The organism is Parafrankia sp. Ea1.12, from assembly GCF_900465275.1.
Lineage (GTDB): Bacteria > Actinomycetota > Actinomycetes > Frankiales > Frankiaceae > Parafrankia > Parafrankia soli.
This window is the reverse complement of the sequence record NZ_UBIZ01000440.1, coordinates 1-15,866: the sequence shown is the minus strand read 5'-3', so window position 1 is coordinate 15,866 and position 15,866 is coordinate 1. Positions and strand designations below refer to the sequence as shown.

The window sequence follows — 15,866 nt, the reverse complement described above, 5'->3', positions numbered from 1 at the left end:
CCCTGGCCCCCTTCCTCACCTCCTGGCTCACCGCCGGCCCTCCCGAGACCCCCTACTCCCTCACCTGAGCGCCGGCCGAAACAGGTGTGGCGGTTCAGGAAGTCCATGGACTTCCTGAACCGCCACACCTGCGGGATGGCTACCAGAGGGACGCGTAGGTGCCCGCGCTGTTCGGGTTCTCGTTGGGGGAGACCAGCGAGGAGTGGACGTTCCCGGCCCTCGAGTCGTTGAAGTACGTCTCGTAGGCCAGGATGTCGGCGTTGGCCCGGAAGGTGTCGTACATCTTCTGGATGTACACGGGGTTGTCACCGCCGGCCTGCCCGGCCCGGCCCGCCTCGGTGTCGGACTTCGCGACGAGGCCCCACTCGGGCACGGAGAACTGCTTGCCGTGCTGGCGGGCGAAGCGGATCGCCGAGCACAGGCCCACCGCCTGGTTGCACTGCTCGTCGAACTTCGCCGGGGTGGTGCTGGCGGGCCACTGGTCGTAGGAGTCGATCCCGATGATGTCGACGTACTCGTCACCCGGGTAGGCGGCCCACGGGCTGGTGCTGTGGGCGTTCATCGCCCAGTCGATGCGGGCCTGCGGGTCGGTCGACCGGATCGCACTGACGACCTGGCGGAAGCAGTTCACGTAGGCGGTGGGATTGCCGCGCACCGACCACTCGAACCAGTTGCCGTTGAACTCCCAGGCGAGCCGGACGATGGACGCCGGCCGGCCCTTGGCGACCAGCCACCGGCCGAACTCGGCCCACTGGCTGTTGTAGGCGCCGGAACCACAGGCCGCGATGCTGCCCTGGCCGGTCGGGAAGAACGGCTGCGAGATGACCCAGGTGCCGGGGAAGGTCGAGAACTTCTCCGGGCTGCCGCCGACCCACGGATGCGTGATCGTCTCCCAGCTGCCGCGGTCGGTGAAGGTCAGGACGACGTTCACCGGTGAGCCGCGCAGGCCCTCCCAGTTGCGGACCGTGGTCATCGAGTTCGCGTAGACGCCGCTCATCCCGCCGGGGACCCGGCCGCCGCCACCGCCGGCCGGGGCCGCCGGCGCGGCCGGCGGGACGGCGGCGGCCTGCGGCGCGCGTGCGGGCGGTGACGTCGGCGGTGCCTGGGTGGTGGCGGCCGGAACCGGCGACGGGCTCAGGCTCGCCGCCGCCGAGGGCGTTGCCGTGCTGGTCGGTCTGTGGCCGGGCGGGGCGCCCGTCCGGGTACCGCGCAGGCCCTTGGTGTCGATGGCCGAGGCCTCGACCACGGCCGAGCCGGTGCCGTCGTGGTCTGGGGCGAGCGTCCAGCCGACGGCCATGGCGACGAGGGCCATGACGCCGAGCGACGCGATCCACGCGGGGTTGCGGGTGGGACGGCGCCGCTTGTGCGCGCCGGTCCGTGTGTTCGGGGGGTTGGGCTCACCCTCCGCACGATGTCTCACCGCGGATATCCCTCCGTGCCTGGCATCTGGCGTGCCGGGCGGTGTCGTTGTGGACCCCCCGATCCCCACCCGCTGCTTCGTGACGAAGCGGACGACCTCCACATGCCTTGGCTGGCGAATTCCTCCGGTCACTGTGACGTGACTAGACAGTTATGACGGCAGAGTACACGGGTTCACATGGCCAGGTAGACGGGGGGAGGGATCCTGCACGGACTGTCGCCCTGCGTAGCGGATGGTTGTTTCGGGCCGCTCCTGTCGCCTAGGCGACAAACAAAAGTGATGCTGTCGCTCTTATGTAGTTCGTGTTGAGGATGGTGTCTCTTTCGGGGGCGCGGGTGTCGCGTGTGGCACAATGTCCGCCGCGCGGAGCGTCCGCGTCCTCGTGTGTAACGGTGCCTGTGAGGCGCATCGGCAACGGTGCTGCCAGGCACGTCCGCCGGCACCAGTTCCGGATCCGGTGGGTGCCGGCGGGGCCGCCGGTGCGGGATCCGGTCATGGCCGGGCCCGTCGGGGTCGGAACCACCCTCTGGAGACGACGTGTCCCAGCCACCCGAGTACCCGCCGCCCGGCGGCTACGGCCCCGGCGGCTACGACCCCAACGCCGGCGGACAGAACCCACCCCAGGGCGGCTGGGGGGCGCAGCCTCCCCCGCCCGGCGGGTACGGGCCGCCCCCCGGCGGCTACGGGGCCCCACAGGACTTCGGCGGGTATCCCCAGCCAGGTGGCTATCCGCCGCCGGTGAAGGGGCCCGGCGGTTTCGGCCCGCCGCCCCCCTACGGCCAGCCGATCCCGACCTACCTGTGGCAGTCGATCGCCTGCACCCTGCTGTGCTGCCTGCCCGCGGGGATCGCCGCGATCGTCTTCGCGACGAAGGTCCAGAGTCGTCAGCAGATCGGTGACTACGCCGGGGCCCTGGAGGCGTCCGCCAAGGCCAAGACCTGGTGCATCGTCTCGTTCGGGGTCGGCCTGGCCGTCGTCGTCCTGGGCTTCGTCCTGGGCGCCTCCGGCGCACTCGACTCCAACGCCTCGGGTACCTACTTGGGCTAGGACTCTCCCGGCCCGCGCTGTGCCGGTCCGTGGCCTGGTCGGTCTGAGACCTGGCCGCGGACCGCCAAGTCGGGTCACTCGGTCGGCGGTGCGTCGGGTTCGGTGTGCCAGGCGGGGTGTTCGCGCAGGGCCCAGGGGCGGGGGACCACGCCGGTGCGCATCCCGAGCCGGGCGGCCGGGTCGCGGGAGGCCATCCACAGGTGGCCGCAGATCCCGGCGAACAGGCCGAGGGCCAGCAGATCGTGCACGAAGGTGGCACCGGTGCGGTGGGTGACGGCGAAGGCGCCGCCGAACTCCATGATCACACCGGTGCCGAGCATGACGAGCACGGCACCTGCGACGAACGCGGCGTACAGCTTCTGGCCCGCGTTGAACTTGCCGACCGCGTCGGTGTGCCGGCGGCGTGGTCTCGTCCGTAGCCACTTCCAGTCGGCGGGGGTGAAGCGGTCGAGCTCTGCGAGGTCACGCCGGTATGCGGCGGAGAGGGCCGCGGCCAGCATCGGTGCCGGCAGGGCGAGCCCGGCGTAGAGATGCACCGCCGAGACCAGCTGGCGCCGGCCCACCAGCGTCGCCAGCGGTCCGAGGTACAGGACGGCCGCCGTCGCCAGGCACACCGCCGTCAGCGCCGCGGTGCTCCAGTGCGCCCAGCGGGTCGCCGGGCCGAACCGGCGGACGAACGCCGCCGCCCCGTCCCCGACCGGGCCATCGGAGTCTGCGGCCGTCGCCTCGGCCGGGTCCTCAGGGTTCCCGGCCGGATCCTCAGACGGGCTCATCGTCGCGGCCGTTCGACTTTCCGATCCAGCCGTCGACGTCGTAGCCCCGCTGCTCCCAGAACCCGGGAGTGACGGTGTCGACCACCTCGATCTCGGCGAGCCACTTGATGGACTTGTAGCCGTACATCGGCGCCACGTACAGCCGGACGGGGCCACCATGATCGTGGGTGATCGGGCCGTCCAGCATGGTGAGGGCGACCAGGACGTCGGGCCTGCGGGCCTGGTCGATCGTCAGGCTCTCGGTGTAGGCGCCGTCGAAAGAACGGAAGGTCAGCGCGGTCGCCCCGGGGCGGGTGCCGGCCGCGTCCAGCAGGTCCGCGAGGCGCACGCCCGTCCAGCGGACGCTGGTGACCCGCCAGCCCGTCACACACTGGAAGTCGCGCACGAGCTCGGTCTGTGGCATCCGGGAGAGATCGTCCAGGGTGAGGGTGAGGGGCCGGTCGACCAGGCCGTGGACCCGCAGTTCGTAGTCCGCGGATGTCCGCTCCGGCACGGAGGCGACGACGGAGTAGTAGCGGAACCCGCCGGAGGGGAGCAGGTCGGTGAGCCCCGTCGGGTCGTTCTCGCGCAGTGGGGCGACGAACCGGTCGGTGCCGCGCTGCACGTCCGCGCCGACGGCGACGCCCAGCGCCCCGAGGCCGAGCATGACGAAGACGACCCGTCGTCCCACCGGTGTCCCTTCGGCCATGCACACAGTCAACGCCGCGACGGGGAGATCCGGCCACCCGCCTGGGCGAGATGGACGAATCCCCCTGTCGGACGGGAGCGCACGGCGGGTCCCGTCAGGCCGTGACGTCCCGGCGGCGCAGGCTCACCGCGCCGATCGCGGCCGCCACCAGCGCGTACGCGACGGCGGTGAGTAGCGCCGGCCCGTAGGAGGCGTCGGGCAGGCCGCCCCGGCCGACCGCGTCGAAGACGAGCCCGGGCAGGACCCTGGTGGCACCGCTCCACGACTCCTGGACGATGTGCTCGATCGGGAACATCCACGCGATGCCGATGAGCAGCGCGGCGCTCGTCGAGCGCAGCAGGATTCCCAGCATCGTGCCGACGAGGGCGAAGAAGACGGCCGCGAGCAGCGCGTTCGCGTAGGCGCCCGCCACCTCACCGAGGGCGGCCGACGTCCACCACGCGCTTGTGTCGACGTCCCGGACGGCGGCCATGACCGTCGCGGCGGCGACGCTCAGGCCGAGGGCGGCGACCAGCGACACCGCGACGGCGGAGAGCATGACGCCGAGCCGTCCGGCCAGCCAGCCCAGCCGGCGGGGCTCCTTCAGGAACAGGGTGCGCAGCGTCCCCTGGCCGTACTCGGTGGTCATGCTGATCGCGAAGACCACGAAGATGAGCAGTCCGATGAAGGTCGTGCCGCCGCGGAAGCCCAGAATCAGGCCCTGGGACGAGGCGAGCTGGGTGAGGGAGAGATCGAAGCCCGGCCCGGCGCCGGGGTCCGGTGGGGTCGGCTTCTCGTCGGCGAGGGCCATGACCAGCACCGTCGACAGGACGGTGAGGAACCCGAGGACGGCCATGGCCAGCGCCGTGCTCGGCCGGCGCAGTTTGATCAGCTCGGCGCGGTAGCTGCGCGCCACGGTGTAGACGCCGGTCATCGGGCTTCCCCTCTGGTGCTGGTGCTGGTGCTCATGCCGCTGGTGCCGGTGCTCCGGGCGGTCTCTCGGGTGCTTTCGACCAGGCCCTGGTAGCGGTCCTCGAGGCTGGTCCGCTGCCGGGTGATCTCGACGAGGGTGATGCCGCGGGCGAGCGCGGCCCGGTTGAGCCCGGCCAGGACGGCGTCCGGCCCGTCCGGCCCGGGGACGGCGGCCGGCGCGGTGTGGTCGAGCTCGACGAGCAGCCGGTCGCCCGCCCGGTCCACGGGCAGCCCGAAGCCGGCCACCAGGTCCGCCAGCATCCCGAGGGAGTCGGCGTGCTCGGGGCGCAGCTCGACCCGGCTGGTCGTGGAGGCCATCAGGCCGTCCGTCGGGCCCTGGTAGGCGAGCCGGCCCTGTTCCACCACGATGATCCAGTCGCAGATCTGCTCGACCTCCGAGAGGAGGTGGGAGGAGACCAGGACGGTGCGCGGCCGGCCGTTCGCGCCCGCCTCCCGCTCGCCGTCGGCCAGCGAGCGGACCAGCGCCCGCATCTGCCGGATGCCGCTGGGGTCGAGGCCGTTCGTCGGCTCGTCCAGGATGAGCAGGTCCGGGTCGGAGAGCAGCGCCGCGCCGATGGCGAGCCGCTGCTTCATCCCGAGCGAATAGGTGCGGAAGGCGTCGTCGCCGCGGCCGGCCAGCCCGACCTCGTCCAGGATCGCGTCGACGCCGGCCGGGTCCTGCCCGGCGAGCACCGCCAGCGACGCGAGGTTGCGGCGTCCGGACAGCGTCGGGTACAGCGCCGGACTCTCGATCAGCGCGCCCACCCGGGGCAGGTACCGGGCCGGCTCGCCCAGCGGCTCGCCGAGGATCGTCCCGCTGCCCTCGCTCGGCCGGACGAGGCCGAGCAGCATCCGCAGCGTCGTGGTCTTGCCCGCCCCGTTCGGGCCGACGAACCCGGCGACCACGCCGGTCGGCACGGTGACGTCGAGATTCCGGACGACCGTCCGCCGCCCGTAACGCTTGGTCAGCCCGCGGACGTCGATCGCGGCCGGGGGGCCACCCGGGAGCCCGGTGCCCCGGAGGCCGTCCGGGATCTCGGTGAGCGGGGGGTCGGCCACCGGGGCCCGTGTCCGGGCGTCCAGGCCGGGGGTGCTCGTCGTTGTCGTCATGCCGATCAGAGTGGCCGTAGCGCGATCTCGCGTCGTCCGGCGACGATCGTCATCTGTCTGCGCAACCGGACGCATTCCCGCGTACGCGGCCGTACGCACTTCGCGGTGCCGAGGCCGCGCCTGGTCGTCGTCTGTCCTCGACGCTGCTCGCTGCTCGCCGGTCGTCGCCGGTCGTCGCCGGTCTCGGCCGGCGTTACGGTGGCGGGCGTGGAGACTCCCGGCGCCTCATCTGCCCGGGCCTGGCGGAACAGCCTGCCCCGTAAGCGGATGGCGGCCGGGGTGCTGTTCGTCGACGGCGCCGGCCGCGTCCTGCTGGTGTGCCCGACATACCGGCCCGGATGGGATCTGCCGGGCGGTGTGGTCGAGGCGGACGAGGCACCCCTGGCGGCGGCCCGCCGCGAGCTCGCCGAGGAGCTGGGGCTGGACCGCGCCCTCGGGCGGTTACTGGCCGTCGACTGGGTACCGCCCGGGCCGGAGCGCACCGAGGGTCTGATCGTGGTGTTCGACGGCGGCGTGCTGACACCGGACGAGGCGGCCGGCATCCGACTGCCGGCCGACGAGCTCGCCGCCTGGTCGTTCGTGACGGCGGACGAGCTGCCCGGCCTCATGACACCGCTGCTGGCGCGGCGGGTGGCCGCCTGCCTGACAGCGCGCGCCGGCGGCGCGACGATCTACCTCGAGGACGGCGCGCCGCCGAACTGACGCACCGCCGGGACGGTACGCCGCGGGTGCGAGTGTCGTCCCTGGCGATCAGCCGGCCAGACCTGCCTGGTTGGCGAGGACGGCGAGCTGGGCGCGGTCCCGGGCGGAGAGCTTGACCATCACCCGGCTCACGTGGGTTCGTGCCGTCGCCGGGCTGATGACGAGCCGGGCGGCGATCTCGTCGTTGGACAGGCCCAGCCCCACCAGGCCCATCACCTCGCGTTCCCGGACGGTGAGACTGGTCAGGTCCACGGCGGCGGGCGCCGCCGGGCGCCGGGCGAACGTCTCGATCACGCGGCGGGTGATCGTGGGGGAGAGCAGCGACTCGCCGGCGGCGACGACCCGGATCGCGCGGAGCAGGTCCGCGGGCTCGGTGTCCTTCAGGACGAACCCGGACGCGCCGTTGCGCAGAGCCTCGAAGACGTACTCGTCCAGCTCGAACGTGGTGACCATGACGACGCGGGTGTCGGTCAGCGCGGGGTCGGCGGTGATCGCGCGCAGGGCGGCGAGGCCGTCCAGGACGGGCATCCTGATGTCGAGGAGGACGACGTCCGGGCGGGTGCGGCGGACCAGGGCCAGCGCGGCCTGGCCGTCCTCGGCCTCGCCGGTGAGCTCGAGGTCGTCCTCGGTCTCGATCAGGACCTTCAGCCCGAGACGGACGAGAGGCTGATCGTCGGCGACCACGACCCGGATCACCGGGCCCCTCCGGAGCGGCGGGACACGGCCGGGTTCGGGTTCGAGTTCGAGGCCGGGGCTGAGGCCGAGTTCGAGGCCGGGTCGGCGGGCGCGGCCGGCGTGGGCAGGTCGGTGCGCACGCTCCATCCTCCCTGCGGACGTGGGCCCGCCGTCAGGGAACCGCCGAGCTCGTCCACGCGTTCACGCAGGCCGCGCAGCCCGTGCCCGGTCGAGCGGACGAGCGGGTCACCGTCGGCGGGCAGGTCGGCGCTGCGCTCGGTGGGCTCGTCGACGATCTCGACCTCCAGGTGGTCCGCGGTGGAGCGGAGGGTGACCCGGGCCCGGGCCGGTCCGGCGTGCCGCAGCACGTTCGTCAGCGACTCCTGGACGATCCGGTAGGCGGCGAGATCGACCTCGGCGGGCAGGCCGGCAAGATCACCATCGGTCACCAGCTCCACGGCGATGCCGCACAGCCGGACCTCGGAGACCAGCCCCGGCAGCCGGCTCAGCCCGGTCAACGGGGTCCGGAGCGCCTCGCCGGGACCGGCGCCCGCCGCGCCCTCGCCGCGCCCGGCGCCCTCGCCGCGCCCGGCGTGCTCCGTGCCTCCGGCCCGGCTTCCGAAGCGCTCGGCGCTTCTGTCGCCTCCGGGGTGCGCTGGACGCGCGGTGTTCCCGGCGAGCGCGGTGTTCCCGCAGAGCACGGTGTTCCCGGCGAGCACGGTGCTCTCCGCTTCCCGGGCGTTCCCGGCGCCGGACCGGGCGTCGCGGGCGCGGGTGAGGGCGAGGGTCGCCCGCAGCTCGTCCAGCGCGTCGACGCTGGTGCGGCGGATCGCCTCCAGCGCGACCTGCGCCTGCTCCGGCCGCCGGTCGAGCACGTGCAGAGCCACCGCGGCCTGGAGCGAGATGATCGAGAGTCCGTGGCCGACGACGTCGTGGACCTCGCGGGCCATCCGCAGCCGCTCCTGCTCGATCCGCCGCCGGGTGGCCTCCTCCTCCGCCCGCGCCGAGGACAGCCGGCTCAGCCGCAGCAGCGCGCCCAGCAAAGCCGGAACGAAGGCCACGCAGAGGACAGCGAGGCAGGTGTAGGCGAGGTCCCACCCGCTGTCGAGGTAGCCGCGGGAGAACGACGCCAGGCCGGCGAGCAGCAGCACCGCCGCGCACGTCTTCGCCGCGCGGCCGGTCACCCGCGCGGGCGCCCGCACGCCCACGGTGAAGGCGGCCGCGGCGACCGCGAGCGTCGCCGGCCCGTGCGGATAGCCGATGGCGGTGTAGCTGCCGATGATCAGGGTCTCGGCGGCGAGCAGGACCCGCGGGGCGTACCTGCGCAACGGGAAGACTGCCACCGCCAGCGCCAGGAGCAGGTAGGCGACCCCGTCCAGGGCGTGCCCGGGCGGGATCCGGTCCTTCGACGCGTTCGTCGACCCGACCAGCAGGATCAGGCCGATGACGGCGGTGGGCAGGACGTCACCGGCCACCGCGGTCCCGGCTCGGCGGGCCCGTCCGGCGGGAATCCGCGCGATCAGCGTGCTGCCCGGGTAACGGGGGAAGCCCTCGAGTCCCGCGATGGCCTCCAGGCGGTTCCACAGGCCGCGTGCCGCGATCAGCCGGGTCGCCCGGTCACGGACTCCGGTCCGAGACGGGCGCTCCGCCCGCGGGGCTCCCTCGGCTCGCCGGGTTCCCTCCACCGCTCCGACGGTAGCGACCTCAGACAGGGCGGTCATCCGTCCGCGGACGTATCCGCTCGTACCCGAGCCGACGTACGGCGCCGGTTGGCGCAGGCGTTCTGGTGTTCCACGGAACAGCATGATCGACCGCGGTTCGTGGCGGCCAGGTCCTTACGCACGGTGCCGAGTCACTGCGGCGGTTGAGTGACAGCCGGGACTCACCCGGCCGCCGTGGTCAGCGGCGGGCGGGGTCGCGTTGCTCCAGGCGCAGACGGAGGCCTTCGGGGGTCGCGACGACCTCGGCGAGGCGGGTGCCCCGGGGGAAGGAGGGCAGGAGCACGACCGGCTCGGCGAAGACCGCGGTGTGCGCCGGTGTCATCAGCTCGCCGGGCAGTCGCTGGTTTCCCAGGACGATCTCCTCGGGAAGCAGAGCGAGCCGGCCGTCCCGGACGAGGGGGGTGCCGATGATCCGTACCGGCAGTGAGCGGTCCGGCAGCTCGATCTCGGTGCCGATGGACAGTCGTTCGTCTCCGCCGTAGGTGATCTCGGTCCACCGGGTGGGGGATGGCCGCCGCGCGCGGCAACTGTCCCCGACGCCGCCACGGCCCCCGAGCTCACCGAGGCCCTCGATGCCGCTGAAGCCGTCCAGGCCGCCGAAGCCGTCCGGACCGCCGAAGCCGCCGAGGTCACCGAGGTCACCGAGGCCCTCAGAGTCGCCGAGGCCGTCGAGCGCGTCGGTGCGGCCGGTCGGGAGCGCGCCCCCGTCGCCGCCTCTGACTCCGCCCCGCGCCCGGCCACCGGCACCGCCCCCGGCCCGGTCAGGTCGGACGATCGGGCCGCAGGAGTCGCCGAACACCCCGGCGTAGCCGCCGAACAGCGACATCAGCGCGAAGGACGGGTCGTCCCAGGTGTTGCCGTGGGCGTCGCAGCCGCTGCGCAGGCGGCGCAGCTCACCGTAGGTGGCGGTCGCGGAGAGCTCCAGGGTGGACGGCCGTCCGGTGGCGGCGTTGAGCAGGTACGGGAAGCTCGGCGGGCGCACGCGGACCGTCGCGCCGAACTCGCCGAGACGTCCGCCGAGGCGGCGGCTCGCCCGCGACACGGCGATCCGTGCCGCCAGCCGGTCGGCGAGGGTGCCCACCACCGCGCCGCAGATCACCGCCAGCACGGCCGCCTCGGTGCGGGAGCGGCGGACACCGCGCCGCGCGGCCCGGCCCCCGACGGCTGGACGCCGGTCGACCGGGCCCCGGGCGGTCGTGGATGGGCGCGGGCTGGTGGCGGGCGGCGTGGCGGGCGGCATGGCGGCTCCTCGAAGATCCGTGCTGGAGGCCAGGTGCTCGTGTTCGTCTGATCACGCTCACGTCGGCCGGGCTCGGCTGGGTCCTGAGCCGAGCGCACACCGTCCGCCTGTGAGCCGGATGCGAGAAGAAACAGAATTACCTGTGCACCCACTGGTACGTCAGGATGCCGTGTCAGACCTCACGTCGGCCCGGGTGCGCCGCCCAGGGCCAGCAGGCGACTTCGTCCGGACCGCCCTTTCCGCCCCTTTCGGACGGGCCGGGACGGGCCGTCCGCGGCAGGTCAGGCCTGGTCAGCGGGGGTCTGGTCGGAAACGCCCCCGGGCAGGTACACCCGGAAGGTCGTGCCCCCCTCGGGGGTGCTGCTCACCTCGGCGCGGCCGCCGTGCGCGGCCGCCGTGGCCGCGACGATCGACAGCCCGAGGCCGCTGCCGGAGCGGCCCCGGGCCCTGCTGCCGGCCGCCCGGTAGAACCGGTCGAAGACGTGCCGCGCGACCTCCGGCGGCATGCCGGGCCCGCCGTCCTCGACCGCCAGGACGGCCGCGCGGTCCTGGGCCGGGGTGGCCGCGTCCCATCCGGTGACCCGAACGGTCACCGTGGTGCCCGCGGGGGTGTGCACGCGGGCGTTCGTCAGCAGGTTGCCCAGCAGCTGGCGCAGCGCGTCCGGATCGCCGAGGACGTGCCGGCCGGCCTCGGGACCGGCCTCGACCTCGACGGTGACCGGGCGGGCGGGGTCGACGGCCCGCAGGTTCGCCGCCGCGTCCTCGGCGATCGTGACCAGGTCGACGTCCACCCGGTCGCGGGGGCGCAGCTCGTCGAGGTGCGCGAGGTAGAGGAGGTCGTCGACGAGGGTCTGCATGCGGGCGGTCTCCTCGGCCACCCGCCGCAGGGTGTCGTCGGTCTCGGCCGGCGGGACCATCCCGGCGCGCAGCAGGTCGACGTAGCCGCGGATCGAGGTCAGCGGCGTGCGCAGCTCGTGCGAGGCGTCGGCGGCGAAGCGGCGCAGGTTGTTCTGGGAGGCGACCCGGGCGGTGAAGGCGGCCTGGATCTGGCCGAGCATGATGTTCAGCGCCCGGCTGAGCTGCCCGGTCTCCGAACGCGGCGGGCCCTCCGGCACCCGGCGGGACAGGTCGCCGGCGGCGATCGCGGACGCGGTGCTCGCGACGACGCGCAGCGGGCGCAGACCGCGGGTGAGCAGCAGCCAGGCCAGTGTGGCGATGGCGGCGAGCACGACCAGCGCCGCGACCGCCGCCGCGACGACCAGCCGGCGCAGGGTGTCCCGGACGGTCGCCAGCGGCTGGGCGATCAGCACCTCGCCGCCGGGGACGTGGTCGAGCACCGCGCGGTACCGTTCGCCACTGTGGGTCACGGTGAACGGGGTGCCGTCGGCCGGCGGCGCGGTCGTCCCAGTGGTCTCTCCAGTGATCTCCCCGGTGGCCTTCCCCGTGGCGATCTCGGCGAGCAGTGGTGGGGAACGGTCCGCCGGACCCGCCACCCGTAGGATCTCGCCGTCGGTCCGGCGGGCCTCCACCACGTAGTCGGTGGGCGCGATCGCCCGCTCCAGCACGGGCCGGCTGCCCGTGGGCGCCCCGGCCAGCACCGCGGCCAGCGGCAGCCGGGCGACCTGCTCGACGGCCCGCAGCCGGACGTCGACGCGGTCGACGAGGTAGCCGCGCAGGGCGACGACCGTCGCGACGATTGTCAGGATGAGGCCGGTGGCGGTCAGCGCCACCAGGCCGAGCATGAGCTTCAGGCGAAGCGTCATCGGGAGTGCTCGGGCGCGGCGCCGGGGCCGGCGGCGGGCGCGGGGGCGCGCAGGGCGTAGCCGAAGCCGCGCTGGGTGTGGATGAGCGGCGGCCCGTGCTGGCCGAGCTTGCGCCGCAGGTAGCTGACGTACTGGTCGACGACGGTCGGTTCGCCGTCAAAGTCGCGGTCCCACACCGCGGCCAGGATCTGGGCGCGGGAGAGCACCCGGTTCGGGTTGTGCAGGAAGTAGCGCAGCAGGGAGAACTCGGTGGGGGAGAGCTCGACCGGCTGGTCCGCCCGGCGTACCAGGTGGGCGTCCGGGTCGAGCTCGACGTCGGCGTAGGTGAGCAGGCCCGACGCGGGCGACGGCTCCGGTGCGGGACGGCGGGTCCGGCGCAGCACCGCCCGCACCCGCGCGATCAGCTCCTCGACGGCGAACGGCTTGGTGATGTAGTCGTCACCGCCGTAGGTGAGGCCGGTGATCTTGTCCCGGTGCGCGTCGCGGGCCGTGAGGTAGACGACGGCGACCTCCGCCCCGTCCGCGCGTAGCCGCCGGCACACCTCGAACCCGTCGGCGTCGGGCAGCATGACGTCCAGGATCAGCAGGTCGGGCTGGTCGGCGGCGGCTCGGGTGAGCGCCTCCTGGCCGGTGGCCGCCGTGACGACGTCGAAGCCGTGGAAGCGCAACGCCATCCGGACGAGGTCGACGATGTTGGGCTCGTCGTCGACGACCAGGACCCGAGGAGGCCGTGGCGGGTTGGCGGCGTCCTCGCCGAACCGCGGCGGCCGCGATGCGTCCCTCATCTCACCCATCCTCGAACAACCGGCGTCCGGGCACGCGCCCCGGTGTGGCGGGCCGGCGGGGGCACGGCGTGCACCGAGGAAACCCGCACGACGTGAGAGGAACGTGTGAGACCGCGCCGACGCCGACGCCGACGCCGACGCCGACGCCGACGCCGACGCCGGTGCGGCGCAGCTGCGGTGCGGCGCGGCTGCGGTGCGGTGCCGGGGCGTCAGCGGCGGTGGACGGGCGCCGCGGTGTCAGCGGCAGTCGACGACGCAGGTGGGCACGGGGACCGGGGGGAGCCGGAGGTCGAGGACCGGCTCCTGGCGGTGGCCGCCGCCCGGGCGCGGCCGCGGGGAGCGCGCGGATCCCGACGCCCCGGCCGGGCGGGTGCCCGCCGTGGACGTCGAGCCGGCCGGCCGGGTGCCCGAGCCGCCCGCCGCGACGGTCTCGTCGCCGGCACCCGAGCCGGGCGGCGCGGTCCCCTGCTGCTTGATCCCGGAGCCCGAGCCGGGCGGGCTCGGAGTGCCGGAGGCGGTGCCGCCGGTGGGTGTCGTTGTCGGGGCCGGGGAGGGGCACGGCGTGCCGGAACCGCCGTCACCGGCCTGGCAGGACCGCGCCGCGGCGGTGGATTCCGGGCTGCCGCCCTTCTGGCTGAGCAGAATTGCGACCAGCAGGACGATTCCCGCCAGCACTCCGAACGCCGCCTGGATCGGGGAGATCCGGCGCGCGGATCCGCGATGCTCGCTCACTGCGCTCCGTCCGTTCCGTCCGTTGTCGGGCTGATGCGACCGGATGATCCGGCCGACACGCCACGGACACTACGGATGTCGGGCAGCAGTTACGAACAGCGCCCCCTTGTTCCCCCGGATCGGCTGTTCCCCCGGCTCAGCCGATGCTCACCCGATGGTCGGCAGCGGCTCAGCCGACCGGTACCGCCGCGGTCTGCTGCTCGCGGCCCTCGCGCGCCGCGCGGCGGGCCTGGGCGGCGGCCTTCTTCTCCTCCTGCCGGGTGGCCAGTGCGTCGAGGCCGGCCATGAACGCGCCGATCTCGTCGCGGGCCTTCGTGGCCTCGCCGGACAGCCCCTCCAGCTCGAGGAGCTTCCAGTGCCGAAGGATGGGCGAGACGACGTCGTCGTGATGGATCCGCAGGTCGTAGATGCCCGCCTGGGCGATGTAGCGGGCCTTGCGGCCGAAGTCGCGGATGCCGGTGCCGGGCATCTGGAAGTTCACGATCTCGTCGCGGATGACCGGGACCATGCGGTCGGGCGCCAGGCCCAGCGCCGCGGCCACCAGGTTCCGGTAGAAGATCATGTGCAGGTTCTCGTCCGCCGCCACCCGGGTGAGCAGCTTCTCGGCGATCGGCTCGCCGGTGACTCGTCCGGTGTTGCGGTGGCTGACCCGGGTGGCCAGCTCCTGGAACGACACGTAGGCCATGGCCTCCAGCGGGGTCTTGCCGCCGGAGTCGTAGCCGCGCTGCATCTGCAGCATCCGGTCACGCTCGAGCGTCACAGGATCGACCGCCCGGGTCACCAGGAGGTAGTCACGCATGGCCATCGCGTGCCGGCCCTCCTCGGCGGTCCACCGCCCCACCCACGTCCCCCACGCGCCGTCGCGGCCGAACGCGACGGCTATCTCGCGGTGATAGCTGGGCAGGTTGTCCTCGGTGAGCAGGTTGACCTCGAAGGCCATCTGGGCGGCCTCGGACAGCGAGGACTGGCCGGGCTCCCACGGGGTCGTGTCGAAGTCGCGGCCCAGGCTCCACGGCACGTACTCGTGCGGCATCCACTCGGCGGCGAGCCCGAGATGCCGGTTGACGTTGGTCTCGGCGACCGGTTCCAGCTCACGCAACAAATCGATGTCCGTAGGTGATCCCATAGGTGAACTCTTCCATCGCGCCTTGATTCGCCGCCATGGCCGCAGGGTGTGGAATCCAGGGACGGATCTGTTCCCTGGAAACAGTTCCGGCTGGCTACCGTCCGACCGGTCAGGGACCATCTCGCCATCCCGGGACAACTCGGGGACGAAACGGGGTCCCGCGGAACGCGGAACGGTGCGCCCGGCGTCAGTCGGGTCCGGCGTCAGTCGAACAGTGCGCTGAGGATCTTCGGAGCGCCCGACTCGCGGTCGACGACCAGCCAGGGCGCGACCCAGCCGTCGGCGGCCAGCGACAGGTAGATCTCGGCGCAGCGCGCCTGCAGGCCCGCGTCGCTCTCGAAGGTGTCCAACGCCCGGGCGGTGTCCTCCGCCGCGCGGGCCCGCGCCCCGGCCCGCGCCGTCTCCACCGGGACGTCCAGCAGCACCTGCAGGTCGGGCCGGGGCAGGCCCAGCCGCGTCAGCTCGAGTTCGGCGATCCAGTCGAGGAACTCGGCGCGCTCGGGGGCGGGCAGCCGGGCTGCTCCGTAGGCCGCGTTCGAGCCGAGGTAGCGGTCCACGATCAGCACGTCGTACGCGGCCACGCACCTCGCCAGCTCGGGCAGGGCGTTCGCCCGGTCGAGCGCGAACAGCAGCGCGGTCGCGCGGGCCGAACCGGCCAGGCCGGCAAGCCGTTCGTCGCCGTCGAGCATCGCCCGCACCGCCGTGCCCAGCGGGCCCGCGGCATAGCGCGGGAAGGCGAAGGTGCCGGCGGTGCGCCCGGTCGCGGTCACCGCCTCGACCAGCCGGGACGTCAGCGTGTTCTTGCCCGCGCCGTCGACCCCCTCGATCGCCACGATCATCCGAGGTGCCAGTCAGGCTGGTCGGTCCGGGTGCTGGTCATCGGGATCTCGCCGTGGATACCCCGGCCTTCAGGCCCGGCGAGGAAACGGCGTCCCTTGCTGGGCCGCATGATCGAATCCTTTCGGTAGAATGAGGGCATGTCCCGCTACCGGCTCGACCCGGCAGCCGAACAGGTCGCCGGAATGGAAGAGCACTGCGGGCACGCGCGTTTTGTCTGGAATCTCGCGGTCGAACAGCAGTCGTGGTGGACGCCTTCCCGGGGAAAGGCGCCGAACCATGCGGAGCGTTGCCGG

Annotated in this window: 16 protein-coding genes; 3 read left to right on the top strand and 13 right to left on the bottom strand. The window is 73.6% G+C overall.

The window, feature by feature from the left end:
- Positions 1 to 139 precede the first annotated feature (139 nt).
- Entirely contained in the window at positions 140 to 1,420 is a 1,281-nt protein-coding gene (locus FMEAI12_RS26035) for a glycoside hydrolase family 26 protein (RefSeq protein ID WP_235014514.1), read from the bottom strand.
- A gap of 537 nt (positions 1,421 to 1,957) precedes the next feature.
- Here FMEAI12_RS26035 and FMEAI12_RS26030 point away from each other — a divergent pair.
- Positions 1,958 to 2,467 (top strand): CD225/dispanin family protein, encoded by a 510-nt coding sequence (locus FMEAI12_RS26030; RefSeq protein ID WP_071064799.1) that lies wholly within the window; start codon positions 1,958 to 1,960, stop codon positions 2,465 to 2,467.
- Between the two features lie 74 nt (positions 2,468 to 2,541).
- Here FMEAI12_RS26030 and FMEAI12_RS26025 read toward each other — a convergent pair whose 3' ends face one another.
- The 4 genes from FMEAI12_RS26025 to FMEAI12_RS26010 form a co-directional block, all read right to left on the bottom strand.
- Positions 2,542 to 3,240, bottom strand: coding sequence for a cytochrome b/b6 domain-containing protein (locus FMEAI12_RS26025; RefSeq protein WP_112108173.1), 699 nt, complete (start codon positions 3,238 to 3,240; stop codon positions 2,542 to 2,544).
- Positions 3,227 to 3,886, bottom strand: a complete 660-nt coding sequence (locus FMEAI12_RS26020) for a molybdopterin-dependent oxidoreductase (protein WP_198541358.1) — start codon at positions 3,884 to 3,886, stop codon at positions 3,227 to 3,229. Before FMEAI12_RS26020 ends, FMEAI12_RS26025 begins: the two co-directional genes overlap by 14 nt.
- A gap of 136 nt (positions 3,887 to 4,022) precedes the next feature.
- Complete coding sequence (locus FMEAI12_RS26015; protein ID WP_071064803.1) at positions 4,023 to 4,841, bottom strand: ABC transporter; 819 nt, start codon at positions 4,839 to 4,841, stop codon at positions 4,023 to 4,025.
- A complete protein-coding gene (locus FMEAI12_RS26010; protein ID WP_235014512.1) occupies positions 4,838 to 5,989 on the bottom strand; it encodes an ABC transporter ATP-binding protein in 1,152 nt (383 codons plus the stop codon). The genes FMEAI12_RS26015 and FMEAI12_RS26010 overlap by 4 nt, the downstream gene beginning before the upstream one ends.
- A gap of 198 nt (positions 5,990 to 6,187) precedes the next feature.
- On the opposite strand from FMEAI12_RS26010, the gene FMEAI12_RS26005 reads away from it, so the two are divergent.
- Complete coding sequence (locus FMEAI12_RS26005; RefSeq protein ID WP_071064805.1) at positions 6,188 to 6,691, top strand: NUDIX hydrolase; 504 nt, start codon at positions 6,188 to 6,190, stop codon at positions 6,689 to 6,691.
- A 48-nt stretch (positions 6,692 to 6,739) separates the two neighbouring features.
- Here FMEAI12_RS26005 and FMEAI12_RS26000 read toward each other — a convergent pair whose 3' ends face one another.
- The 8 genes from FMEAI12_RS26000 to FMEAI12_RS25965 form a co-directional block, all read right to left on the bottom strand.
- Positions 6,740 to 7,387 carry a response regulator transcription factor gene (locus FMEAI12_RS26000; protein WP_020463920.1) on the bottom strand — a complete coding sequence of 216 codons (648 nt, stop codon included), beginning with the start codon at positions 7,385 to 7,387 and terminating at the stop codon, positions 6,740 to 6,742.
- A complete protein-coding gene (locus FMEAI12_RS25995; RefSeq protein WP_235014510.1) occupies positions 7,384 to 9,087 on the bottom strand; it encodes a histidine kinase in 1,704 nt (567 codons plus the stop codon). Before FMEAI12_RS25995 ends, FMEAI12_RS26000 begins: the two co-directional genes overlap by 4 nt.
- Before the next feature lie 178 nt (positions 9,088 to 9,265).
- The gene (locus FMEAI12_RS25990; RefSeq protein WP_112108172.1) at positions 9,266 to 10,327 is read right to left on the bottom strand and encodes a hypothetical protein; all 1,062 of its coding nucleotides are present in this window, start codon (positions 10,325 to 10,327) and stop codon (positions 9,266 to 9,268) included.
- A 281-nt stretch (positions 10,328 to 10,608) separates the two neighbouring features.
- Positions 10,609 to 12,090 carry a HAMP domain-containing sensor histidine kinase gene (locus FMEAI12_RS25985; protein ID WP_112108171.1) on the bottom strand — a complete coding sequence of 494 codons (1,482 nt, stop codon included), beginning with the start codon at positions 12,088 to 12,090 and terminating at the stop codon, positions 10,609 to 10,611.
- Positions 12,087 to 12,875, bottom strand: a complete 789-nt coding sequence (locus tag FMEAI12_RS25980) for a response regulator transcription factor (RefSeq protein WP_071064811.1) — start codon at positions 12,873 to 12,875, stop codon at positions 12,087 to 12,089. The genes FMEAI12_RS25985 and FMEAI12_RS25980 overlap by 4 nt, the downstream gene beginning before the upstream one ends.
- A gap of 237 nt (positions 12,876 to 13,112) precedes the next feature.
- Entirely contained in the window at positions 13,113 to 13,607 is a 495-nt protein-coding gene (locus tag FMEAI12_RS25975) for a hypothetical protein (protein WP_071064813.1), read from the bottom strand.
- Between the two features lie 169 nt (positions 13,608 to 13,776).
- Complete coding sequence (locus FMEAI12_RS25970) at positions 13,777 to 14,733, bottom strand: acyl-ACP desaturase (RefSeq protein WP_112108170.1); 957 nt, start codon at positions 14,731 to 14,733, stop codon at positions 13,777 to 13,779.
- Positions 14,734 to 14,936: 203 nt separating this feature from the next.
- Entirely contained in the window at positions 14,937 to 15,572 is a 636-nt protein-coding gene (locus FMEAI12_RS25965; RefSeq protein ID WP_071064844.1) for a dTMP kinase, read from the bottom strand.
- Positions 15,573 to 15,710: 138 nt separating this feature from the next.
- Between FMEAI12_RS25965 and FMEAI12_RS25960 the strand changes: the two genes are divergently transcribed.
- Positions 15,711 to 15,866: helix-turn-helix domain-containing protein (locus FMEAI12_RS25960; RefSeq protein ID WP_160144324.1), on the top strand; the 156-nt coding region annotated here is incomplete at its 3' end.